At 56.0% G+C, this 10,002-nt stretch carries 12 protein-coding genes and 1 pseudogene; 2 read left to right on the top strand and 11 right to left on the bottom strand.

Annotation, left to right across the window (positions count from 1 at the left end; genetic code table 11):
- The 3 genes from AB7E14_RS14820 to rnk form a co-directional block, all read right to left on the bottom strand.
- On the bottom strand, positions 1-132 hold a 132-nt coding region (locus AB7E14_RS14820; protein WP_428169632.1), incomplete at its 3' end, for a universal stress protein.
- A gap of 110 nt (positions 133-242) precedes the next feature.
- On the bottom strand, positions 243-332 hold the full coding sequence (gene yldA / locus AB7E14_RS14815; protein ID WP_272482625.1) for a small membrane protein YldA: 90 nt from the start codon (positions 330-332) through the stop codon (positions 243-245).
- 147 nt (positions 333-479) lie between these two features.
- Positions 480-890: a nucleoside diphosphate kinase regulator gene (rnk, locus tag AB7E14_RS14810; protein WP_043001447.1), complete on the bottom strand. Its 411-nt coding sequence runs from the start codon at positions 888-890 to the stop codon at positions 480-482.
- Positions 891-1,164: 274 nt separating this feature from the next.
- Between rnk and AB7E14_RS14805 the strand changes: the two genes are divergently transcribed.
- A complete protein-coding gene (locus tag AB7E14_RS14805; RefSeq protein WP_044328660.1) occupies positions 1,165-2,001 on the top strand; it encodes an alpha/beta fold hydrolase in 837 nt (278 codons plus the stop codon).
- A 96-nt stretch (positions 2,002-2,097) separates the two neighbouring features.
- Positions 2,098-2,721: a flavin reductase family protein gene (locus AB7E14_RS14800; RefSeq protein ID WP_054176122.1), complete on the top strand. Its 624-nt coding sequence runs from the start codon at positions 2,098-2,100 to the stop codon at positions 2,719-2,721.
- A 38-nt stretch (positions 2,722-2,759) separates the two neighbouring features.
- Here AB7E14_RS14800 and rna read toward each other — a convergent pair.
- From rna to citC, 8 genes and pseudogenes are all read right to left on the bottom strand, one after another.
- Positions 2,760-3,565 (bottom strand): annotated as a pseudogene (rna, locus tag AB7E14_RS14795) (ribonuclease I).
- 111 nt (positions 3,566-3,676) lie between these two features.
- Positions 3,677-5,140, bottom strand: a complete 1,464-nt coding sequence (citT, locus tag AB7E14_RS14790) for a citrate/succinate antiporter CitT (RefSeq protein WP_043001443.1) — start codon at positions 5,138-5,140, stop codon at positions 3,677-3,679.
- 25 nt (positions 5,141-5,165) lie between these two features.
- Positions 5,166-6,074 (bottom strand): triphosphoribosyl-dephospho-CoA synthase CitG, encoded by a 909-nt coding sequence (gene citG, locus AB7E14_RS14785; protein ID WP_044256616.1) that lies wholly within the window; start codon positions 6,072-6,074, stop codon positions 5,166-5,168.
- Positions 6,046-6,597: a citrate lyase holo-[acyl-carrier protein] synthase gene (gene citX / locus AB7E14_RS14780; RefSeq protein WP_316961913.1), complete on the bottom strand. Its 552-nt coding sequence runs from the start codon at positions 6,595-6,597 to the stop codon at positions 6,046-6,048. Before citX ends, citG begins: the two co-directional genes overlap by 29 nt.
- A 3-nt stretch (positions 6,598-6,600) precedes the next feature.
- Positions 6,601-8,133: a citrate lyase subunit alpha gene (citF, locus tag AB7E14_RS14775; RefSeq protein WP_316961912.1), complete on the bottom strand. Its 1,533-nt coding sequence runs from the start codon at positions 8,131-8,133 to the stop codon at positions 6,601-6,603.
- Positions 8,134-8,143: 10 nt separating this feature from the next.
- Positions 8,144-9,052: a citrate (pro-3S)-lyase subunit beta gene (gene citE / locus AB7E14_RS14770; RefSeq protein WP_058587782.1), complete on the bottom strand. Its 909-nt coding sequence runs from the start codon at positions 9,050-9,052 to the stop codon at positions 8,144-8,146.
- Positions 9,049-9,345 carry a citrate lyase acyl carrier protein gene (citD, locus tag AB7E14_RS14765; protein WP_043001438.1) on the bottom strand — a complete coding sequence of 99 codons (297 nt, stop codon included), beginning with the start codon at positions 9,343-9,345 and terminating at the stop codon, positions 9,049-9,051. Before citD ends, citE begins: the two co-directional genes overlap by 4 nt.
- Positions 9,342-10,002 (bottom strand): [citrate (pro-3S)-lyase] ligase (gene citC, locus AB7E14_RS14760; protein WP_428169631.1); only part of this gene is annotated, 661 nt, incomplete at its 5' end. The genes citD and citC, both read right to left, overlap by 4 nt.

Genomic DNA, 10,002 nt, shown 5'->3' with positions numbered 1-10,002 from the left:
GGCAGAACCAGGCAGCACATGCAAAAGATGAATGACGCCATCCTGCTGCGCCAGAAATTCAGCGTGGCGAATCGCCTTATCGCTGAGTTCCATTTCAAAAACATCAACCGGCATAATGATTGTCTTATACATACCCGTTTCTCCCTGTTAATTAATACTTAAATCATTCAAGCATATAATAATAATTCTGTCTGCTTTCTGCAGGGTATTTTTCACATGTGCGGCGATTCCTTGTTCATTCACTACCAGTGATTCTCCAGGTAAAGCACGGCACCGACGATGATCGCCGCCATAATGAAGAATCCCAGTAATATGCTGAATGTATCGTTCATGACCGCACCTGCCAATGAAACCGATTCAGTGTGGACGAGTCAGGAAAAAGGCGAACCAGGACGAAAGGGTGATTTTACTGAAGATGCCGGAAAGAGGATGCGAGCGCATCCTCTGGGTAAAGCGGAAAGTCGCTTATGCAGATGGGATTAACGCAGGAAGTCGCCAGCAGCTTCTGGCTGGTATTCCAGCTCCAGCACTTCGAGGTGGGTGGATACGCCGCCCGGAAGTTCCCAGTGAATGGTGTCGCCCACACGCACGCCCAACAGCGCTGCCCCCACTGGCGCCATCACTGAAAGTTGCGTACTGCTGTCGGTCATCGCCGCAGGATAAACCAACGTGCGCACGCGAATTTCGCCATCGCTCAGATTGCGGAATTTAACACGACTGTTCATGGTCACGACGTCATGCGGCATGGTCTCTGGCGAACACATTTGGGCACGATCCAGCTCGGCATTTAACGCGTCGGCAATGGGTAAATCTGCATACGCGGGTTGCTCCAGTAAGCGATCGATGCGTTCTGCATCAAGGTCGTTAATGATGATAGTTGGTCTGGACATTTTTACTCCATGTCGTCAGTACTGCGTTTTGCCGCAGATAATATTCCCAAAAGAAAACCCTCACCGTCTGGCGGCAAGGGTTTAACTCTCCCGATGATACTGAGACTTACCCTGGGTTTGAAGTGATTTAGTTCACATTCGGGTAAATAGCTAAAAAAGCATCGCTGGTATGAATTTTATTCGATAAACGTGATCGTTCTCAAATTTGCATTATGCTTTTTAAGCGCGCGCCGCGAGCGCGTCACTTTCTCAGCGTTCCGCTACAGGAGATCTCATGAGCCAGTACGACAAAATTATTCTCAAAGATGGCAGCTATCTGTATTTTAAGGACTGGGGTGATCGCAGTGGACAGCCCATTGTCTTCAGCCACGGCTGGCCGTTAACGGCAGATGCCTTTGAAGATCAGATGCTTTTTCTGGGGTCGAAAGGATATCGGGTGATCGCCCACGACAGGCGCGGGCATGGGCGTTCCGCGCAACCGTGGGAGGGGCACACGATGGATCAGTATGCCGACGATCTGGCTGAACTGACCGCACACCTGGACCTGCAAAATGCGGTGCACGTCGGTCACTCGACGGGCGGTGGCGAAGTGGCGCGTTATATTGGGCGACACGGGACGCAGCGGGTGGCGAAAGCGGTATTGATTGGCGCGGTGACGCCTATCATGGTGAAAACGGATTTCAACCCAAACGGTGTGCCAAAAGAGGTGTTCGACGGTATCCGTGAAGGCGTTGTCAATGACCGTGCCGCCTTTTTCTATGAACTCACTGCCGCCTTCTACGGCTATAACCGTCCGGGAGCGAAAGAGTCGAAAGCCGTGCGCGAGAGTTTTGTTGAGCAGGGATTACAGGGCTCAATAAAAGCGCTGTACGACTGCATCAAGGCGTTCTCGGAAACAGATCTGCGTGAAGACTTGCGCAAAATGACCATTCCGACGCTGGTCATTCATGGCGATGACGATCAGATTGTCCCGCTTGAAACCTGCGGCAAAGTGGCGGCGCAAATCTTGCCCGACGCGCAACTGAAAGTCTACGCGGGCGGTTCCCACGGCATCTGCACCACCCATAAGCAGCAGATAAATCAGGATCTGCTCAACTTTATTCAGTCGTAATCTTTAACGGATTGCTCTACGCTGATCCTCTTCCATCAGGGGGATGAGCGGAGCGCATTTCGTGCTTCGCCGACGTTAAATTCATCAGAGAATACTATGTATTTCTATCAACCCTCGCAGGGACACGGCCTGCCGCACGACCCGCTGAATGCCATCGTTGGCCCCAGGCCAATTGGCTGGATCGCTTCTCAGGACACCGCTGGCCGGGATAATCTGGCGCCTTATAGCTTCTTTAACTGTTTCAATTATCATCCGCCCATTATCGGTTTTGCCAGCACCGGCTGGAAAGACAGCGTGCGTAACATCATGGAAACCGGAGAGTTTGTCTGGAACCTGACCACCCGAGAATTAGCCAGCGCGATGAATGAAACCTCTGCCAGTCTGCCGCATGGCGAAGATGAATTTTTCGCTGCCGGGCTGACGAAGGCGGAAAGTCGGCTGGTAAAAGTGCCACGCGTTGCGCAAAGCCCGGTGAATTTTGAATGTCGCCTGTCGCAGAGTATTCAACTGACGACCGCGCAGGGTGAAGCCATCGAAACCTGGCTGATCCTCGGTGAGGTTGTCGGGATTCATATTGCCGAAACGCTGCTGGAAGAGGGGATTTACCAGACCGCAAAAGCACAGCCCGTGCTGCGTGCTGGCGGCCCTACGGCCTACTATGCGATCAGCGAGTCGCACCGTTTTGATCTGGTGCGCCCGGATGCGCGTGCGAAACGTTGATTTTTGACCCGGCGCGGATTTCACGTCGGGTCAAAAGATCAGTAACCTACTTTGTCGATGACGAACTGCTTACCACAGTTTCCCGGATGGGGTTGCGGGCAAACGAGTCGGCGGAGAGCGGCGCGTTAATGGCACTGGCCTTCAGCGAGAACTGGATCTCCGTCAGATAAGCCGGATTGCCGTGACAACTCAGTTTTACTGCTTTGACGGCCTCTTTTCCCCAGCGTTGGGCCACCGCTGCATCGAAGGCGCGGCGACTGACGCTCTTACCGTAATTCTCGCCCAGAAATGCCCCTAATTCGCTGGCCTTGATCTCTTTGTTCAACCGCACCATGGTGCCGAAGTACGCATCCGGGTCGAAGCCAAAACAGGCGCCGTGTTTCGCGTATTCATAGCGTTCGAGGCAAGAACGTCCGCCTGCTCCTGGCATAACGTCACTGAGTTTAGCGGCGGTTTCCAGCGAAAGTCCTGTTTCTGGCGCAGAACATTTGCGACTGGCACGAGCTTCCGGCAGGTTAGGGATCGGACGCGTGGCGCAGCCAAAGCGCATCCAGCGGCGTTCATCGACTCCGCGTGAAGCGACCGATTTCGGTAATCCTGGCCACAATCCGTGAACGGTCAGAAAATCGACTTTGTTGGCGGTCTCTTTTTGCAGGCGACACTCGTCAGGCTCACGGCGGTCCCGATCGTGCTGGCTCTGACAGAAGCCTGTCTGCCAGGAGAGCGCCAGCACATAACGGTCAAAGTCACCGTACTGCGTTGCCTGTAATTCGTTGGCGGTTGCGGTAGAAAGGGGGAGGAGTGGGGCGGCGAGCCACACCCATTTTTGCCAGGTCGGTTTCATGATGATTCTGAACTTATATAAAATCTGAATAGTATCTATTTAACCATAAAAAAAGCCCGCAAGGTGTCTTTACCCTGCGGGCCTTGATCCATTCAGTGTTTTACGTCAGAACTAGTTCCACATCGCCAGAATCGGCCAGCCAACCAGCAACAGCATCGCAATGTAAATCACCCCGAAGATGGCGCCAAGACGCCAGTAGTCTTTGGATTTAACATAGCCGCAGCCGTAGATAATGACCCCTGGGCCTGTTGCGTACGGCGTCAGACAGCCCATGATCCCGATGGACAGCACCAGCAGAATACACAGATGTTCCATCGGCACGCCCGGGATTCCTTTACCGACCGCCAGAATCACCGGCAGCATGGTTGCCGTGTGCGCCGACAGGCTGGCAAACAGGTAGTGGGCAAAGTAGAACACCAGCACCAGCACAATTACCGTCGCGTTAGGCGAGAACCCTTCCAGATGGGTGCTCATAGTACTGGCGAACCAGTCAATAAAACCGGAGCGGGTTAAACCGTTTGCCATGACCACGAGGGTGGCAAGGTTCACCAGCGTGTTCCAGGCGCTGTTGTATTTGGTAATGTCTTTCCACGGCACCACATGCAGCGCCAGCATCAGTGAAACGGCTAACAAACCGACGGCGGTGGCGTCGATCATTTCACCGCCAAAGACCCATAACCCTAAGCTCAACAGAACCAGACCGATCAGCGTCCACTCTTTACGCGTCAAGGTACCCATAGTTTTGAGTTCGTCACCCGCCCACGCTGCGACTTCCGCACTGTGTGTGATTTCAGGCTTGTAGAGAACATAAGAGAGCCACGGCGCAACGATCAGCAAAATGATACCGACCGGCAGGAAGCCCAGGAACCACTGCAGCCAGCTAATCTGCACACCGGCGATTTTGCTGACAAATTCCAGACCCAGCACGTTTGGCGCAGCACCCGTAACGAACATCGAAGAACTCAGACTGGTACTGATGACCATCATCCACATCAGGTAACCGCCGATACGACGTGCGGACGGATCGTTCGGGAACGATTTAAACAGCGGCGGCAGGTTTTTGATTACCGGGAACACGGTGCCCCCGGTACGGGCGGTGTTGGATGGCGTAAACGGCGCCAGCAGAATATCGATGATGACAATCGCATAGCCCAGCGTCAGGGTGCGTTTGCCCATGAATTTCACCAGGAACAGCGCGATACGACGGCCAAGACCCGTAACTTCGTAGCCCAGCGCAAAGATAAACGCACCGAACACCAGCCAGACGGTGGTACTGGAGAAACCCGCAAGACCCCATTTCAGCGCCTGTTTACCGGCATCGAATGCCGGGTCCGCCAGCTCTTTGGCATCAAAGAGCAGGTAGTTGCTACCAATGACGCAGATGGTCACGGCGATAAAGCTGATCGCGGTAGCCGGGATCGGCTCCAGGATCATACCGACGATCATCGCCACGAAAACGGCGAAGTAATGCCATGCCTGAGGGGGCATGCCGTCCGGGACAGGGATAAGAAACATGACACCCATGACGACCAGGGGAGCCAACAACTTCCATATACTATCTTTCGATAAAGACATAAGTGATTCTCCGGAAAGGATCTTTTCAATAATTGTGTAAATGTTTAACTTGAGAAATCTGGGCTAAAAACCACGTGACGATCAGCAGGTCGGCACTGCCGCCAGGGCTGAGATTGCGTTCAATGCAGTGGCTGTCGAACTGATGCAGATGATCGAGATCGGCGGGGGTTCGGATGCCCCCTTGTTGTAACAATGCGTTTGCCTGCTGCTGTATCCAGCGCAGGCCTGCCGCACCGCCGCGCGAGGCCACGTTGGTATCGCCGTTGCGCGCTATCAGCAGGAGTAAGGTGTCCAGCAGCGCCAGCTCGGGATCGCGTCCCTCGGCTAACAGGGCGCGATAGTGCGGAAGCGCATGGCGGATGACCAACGGATATCCCGCTTCGGCTTCGCCACGTGCGCCGGTTAACCCCAGTTGCTGATAGAGTCGCTGGCCTGCCGTGAGTTGTTGGTTGTTGTTGCGCAGTTCGCGCTCGGTCAGGCCGCGGCAAAAGTGGGCGGCGGTGGTACAGATCGTTTCCGGGGTGATGGGCTGCTGCTGCTGATGCAGTCGGCCAATGGCGGCACACAGCAGACCGAGAGAAAAAATGCTGCCTTTATGGGTGTTCACACCCGCGGTGGCGCGAAACATGTCCGCTTCACAGGCCATACCTAACGGGCGTAAGCCGGTTAATACGGCATCGGCCGGCATTTGCGCACTGCATGCACCGTATTCAATAAAACGCGGAAGCCAGGCCTGAATCGCCAGCGCGCTGCGATGAAAATCCGTCAGCGACATGTCTTTATGCGCGCCGCAGTTCAGACGATCGACCAGCCCGGGTTTTGGCGACAGATTGACTTCCGTCAGCATTGCACGCCACGCCAGATGGCCGTATGCGTCAAACAGCGTACGAGGAAGAGCGGTCGTTTCAACGGGCATATTGGGAATCGGCAGCATGCAGCAGCGCCTCCATGTGGGCGATCAGATCGGAGAGCGTATGAGTTTTCCCACGCGCGCATTCGGCAGCGCTCTGCTCGCAAAGCAGGCAGCGGCGGGCGGGAAGGGCGAAATGGCGGCGGGAGATAATGTCGCCTCCGGGTGTGAGCACATCGATATCCCACAAACGTCCCAGAGGATGTGTATGTTCGAGCTCAATGGTTGCGAGCTTGATGTCACGGGCCGGTGCCTCAATCGAGAGCATGCCTTCCGGCCCGCATGCTGAGGCCAGTGCAGCCTGCTCCCTGATATGCCAGTCCGCCTGTGCCGCCAGCGTACGCAGCGCAGTCACGCCATGATTAAAGAGGCGACGGGTGAGCTCGCTGTCTTTAATCGGGCCAGGCGCTACCACGGTAAAGGAGACCAGTGGAATGGGATGGCGCGCTAGCCAGACGTGTTGCCGTGCTTGTCGCGTATCCCGGCTGACGAGCAGCTCGGGAATTGAAACGGCGTGGCGGGTGGCCTGTTCAGGGAGCAGGTGCATGGCTTATTCCTTCACCTGATGAACAACATCGATCACTGAACCGTCGCGATAGCGCACCACGGCAATCACACGGTCGGTGAATTCGATGGGACGGGGTTCACCAGTGAGCTGTTGCGCACGTTCACGCAGCCACTCGATGGAGACCACCTTCATCCCGGCTTCTTTCAGGCGTTCCGCCAGTTCCGGACGTGCCGGGTTAACCGCAATGCCATGATCGGTAACCAGAATATCGACGCTGGAACCCGGCGTGACGCAGGTCAACACGTTATCCACCAGCGTCGGAATGCGACCCCGCACCAGCGGTGCGACGATGATTGACAACGCAGCGGCGACGGCGGTATCGCAGTGTCCGCCGGACGCGCCGCGAATGACGCCGTCAGAACCGGTCAGCACGTTGACGTTAAACTGGGTGTCGACTTCCAGCGCACTCAGCACGACCACATCCAGACGGTCAACGGAGGCGCCTTTTGAACCCCAGTTGGCATACTGGTTTGCGCTGATTTCAATGTGATTCGGGTTGCGCGCCAGCGACTCTGCGGCATTGCGGTCGAAGCTCTGTACGTCCAGCAGTTTGCGAATCAACCCTTTTTCATGCAGATCGACGATGGTGGCCGTGATACCGCCCAGCGCGAAGTCTGCGCGGATATCGCGGCGACGCATTTTGTCTTCCAAAAAGCGTGTGACCGCCAGTGAGGCGCCGCCAGTACCGGTTTGCAGTGAAAAGCCTTCTTTGAAATAGCCGGAGTGGGCGATGACATCTGCCGCGCTGCGGGCAATCAGCAGTTCGCGCGGGTTGGTGGTCATTCGGGTGGCGTCAGCTCCGATTTTATCGGCATCGCCGACCTGGTCTATCTGGACGATCAGATCAACCTGATCCTGGGTAATGCTGGCCGGGTTGTGCGGATAAGGCAGCAGTTGTTCCGTCAGTAGCACCACCTGTTTAGCGCTTTCAGCGTCAACGCGGGCATAGCCGAGTGAACCGCAGCAGGCTTTACCGGTGTAGCCGTTAGCGTTACCGAACGGATCGCAGGACGGGACGCCGAGGAAGGCCACATCAATGTTAAGTTCGCCGCTCTGAACCAGATGCACGCGGCCGCCGTGGGAGTGAACCTGAACGGGTTCGGCGAGCAGGCCGCGAGAGATCTCTTCTGCCAGCGGTCCGCGGAGACCGGAAGTGTAAATACGGTTAACGACGCCGTTACGGATATGGTCGACCAGCGGCGCGTGGCAATCGCTCAGGGAGCTGGAAGCTAGCGTCAGGTTTTTAAATCCCATGCTGGCGAGGGTTGCCATCACCAGGTTAATGGTCAGGTCGCCGCCGCGAAACGCATGGTGGAAGGAGATAGTCATGCCATCCTGCAAACCGGAACGGCGGATTGCCTCTTCCAGGCTGGCGCACAGTTTCTGGTCGCGCGGTTTCTGTTCCTGCAGGGCCTGCTTTGCGGCGCTGGTATAGGTGGAAAGGTCGCTTTCAGCCTGGCGGCTCCAGGCTGCTACCCGTTCCTGTCGTTGAGACTGTTCGTTTTTCTGGGTCATTGTTTTTGCCTTATTCTTCGCGGATGCCGGAAAGTTCTGCACGGGAGAGCACCAGACGTGCGCGCTCGATCACCGGGCTGTCGACCATCTTGCCGTTCAGGGAGACCACCCCGAGGCCATCACGGGCGGCGGCTTCTGCGGCTTCCACGACCAGACGCGCGTGCGTCACTTCTTTTTGCGTCGGGGCATACAGGTTGTGCAGCAGGTCAATCTGGCGCGGGTTGATCAGCGATTTGCCGTCAAAACCCAGCTGTTTGATGTGGGCGGCTTCGTGCAGGAAGCCCGCTTCGTTGTTGGCATCGGAATAGACGGTATCGAAGGCCTGAATCCCGGCAGAGCGCGCGGCCTGCAAAATAGAACAACGGGCAAACAGTAATTCAGTCCCCTCCGGCGAACGTTCCGTGCGCAGGTTGCGTACATAGTCTTCCGCGCCCAGCGCGATCCCGATCAGACGTTCAGAGGCGTGGGCGATTTCCACGGCGCGAGTGATGCCTAACGGTGACTCGATGGCGGCCAGCAGACCCGTGCTGCCCGGCTCGCGACCGCAGGCTTTTTCAATGCGCAGAATTTCGCTTTCGATATCGATAACATCCTGAGCGGTATCGGTTTTCGGCAGACGAACCACGTCAGCGCCGCCGCGAACGACGGCTTCCAGATCGTTGATCCCCCATTCGGAATCCAGTGCGTTAACGCGCACGATGGTTTCGACATCGCGATACAGCGGATGCTGCAGTGCGTGGTAGACCAGACGACGAGCGGTGTCTTTTTCACGCAGCGCGACGGAGTCTTCCAGGTCAAACATCAGGGCATCTGCCGGATAGATAAACGAGTTGCTGACCATCGCGGCATTGGCGCCGGGAACAAACAGCATGCTGCGGCGAGTGCGCGTTTTGCGCTGTTGCAGAGAAGCGGAAATCATTGGCGATCCTCCCAGGGCAGGGCCGGGATACCGCTGGCGCGCGCCAGTAATGCTTCCAGTCGTGCACGTAAAATGCAGTCCAGTGCGCCTTTATCATCGACATTCAATTGCACGCCGCGCACGTCATACTGCGTCAGAACATCCAGAATGGTGGCGCGAATGGCCTCGCCAAACTGTTTCTCAACGCTGCTGTTGATCTGCAGGTCAATCTCCTGCGTATCGAGAGGGGCGATGCGTATCATCACATCACCGGACTCAAGTGTGCCTGCGACGGCAGCCTGGTTTATTTTCATTTTTCACCTGTTACTAATGCGGGGGTCTTTTGGCGGACTGTCGCGTGAGCGGGTGTGCGCTCAGGCATGCTTTGCAGGTAGTGCAAAGTGGCTGAAGGCACCAGCGACGCGATAGCCGTGAGATCTTTTTTCACGAGCAGTTTGCGCACCAGAGACGCAGAGATCGGCGTCCCCTGGAAACACAGTCGCTCGATTTCCACCAGTTCAATGGGCGGGGCGGGAAGAGTCGGCGTTTCCAGCCAGAAACGCATGTCGTGGTTATACTGGGCGGTTACGCTGCAAAACGGTTCCGTACCGACAAAGCGATGGGTGATCCCCAGCGCAGGTGCCAGATACTGACGAAAAATTTTTAAATCGATTTCGGTGTAGCAATGGTTGATGACGCTTTGTTCTTTAATGAAGTAACACGGGAACGTGGCGCGCGAAATGATGTATTCCGACCCGCGATGAACGGTGAGGTGCGGTATGTCTGCGGTGCCTTTGAGCACCAGGTCGAGTCGGTCCTCATACGGGAAACGGGAGGTATCTTCTTTCACCAGGAACAGATGAAGCCAGTCGCACTGCGCTGCCGCCTGTTGGATTAAATAGCGGTGACCATTGGTGAACGGATTGGCATTCATCACGATGCAGCCGATTTTCTTGCCGTCATGACGCAGT

This window comes from Citrobacter sp. (genome assembly GCF_050252275.1).
Classification (GTDB): Bacteria; Pseudomonadota; Gammaproteobacteria; order Enterobacterales; family Enterobacteriaceae; genus Citrobacter_A; species Citrobacter_A amalonaticus.
The sequence above is the reverse complement of the archived record's forward strand: the minus strand, read 5'-3'. Positions and strand labels throughout refer to the sequence as shown.